1 protein-coding gene is annotated in these 910 nt (G+C 70.5%); it reads right to left on the bottom strand.

Translation table 11 applies throughout. The annotated features are described in order from the left end of the window. Nucleotides 1-877: condensation domain-containing protein (locus ACX4ZE_RS22825; RefSeq protein WP_480275518.1), on the bottom strand; the 877-nt coding region annotated here is incomplete at its 3' end. Between the last annotated feature and the right edge of the window lie 33 nt (nucleotides 878-910).

Genomic DNA, 910 nt, shown 5'->3' on the forward strand with positions numbered 1-910 from the left:
CGTCGCGAGCGCATCGGAACACGTCGGCCCGTATCGGGATCTCCGACGACAGATCGAACGCGTACCGCGCCGCCGCGGCTACCACCGCCTCCACCTCCGCCACGTCCGACACCGACACCTCGAACTCTCCGACCCCGAGGACCCGCTGCACCGGCACCCCGTCCACCTCGGCGAACACCGTGCGCAGGCTCTCGTGCCGCCCCACCACATCCGCGAGCGCCGCCCGCAACGCCACCACATCCACCGCACCCGTCAGCCGCACCCCCATCGGTATGTTGTAGGTCGCCGAAGGGCCTTCGAACCGGTGGATGAACCACAACCGTCGCTGCGCGAACGACACCGGTGTCGGCTCCGGGCGCCGCGCCACCGCCAACGCCGGCCGCACCCGCGCATCGTCGTCGAGCCGGGAGACCAGAGCCGCGACGGTCGGGGCGTCGAACACCACCCGGATCGCAACCTCCACCCCCAACACCGACCGGATCCGGCTCACCAACCGCGTCGCCAGCAGCGAATGCCCACCCAGCTCGAAGAAGTTGTCATCGATACCCACCCGATCCACCCCGAGGACCTCACCGAACAGCCCCACCACCACCCGTTCCCGCTCCGAACGCGGCGCCCGATACCCCACCCCGGACACCATCTGCGGGTCCGGTAAGGCCGCACGGTCGAGTTTCCCGTTCGGAGTCAACGGCATCGCCTCGACCACCACCACCACGGCCGGAACCATGAACTCCGGCAACCGCTCGGCCACGAACCGCCGCAGTACCGCAACATCGACCCCATCACCGGTGGCGCCATCGGCCACCACATACCCCACCAACTGTGTGCCCGCACCCGCCCCGGCCGCCTCCCGCGCCGTGACCACCGCCCGCGTCACCGCCGGATGCTCCGCCAGTACCGCCGCCACCTC

It is taken from the genome of Nocardia sp. TBRC8007 (assembly GCF_056629435.1).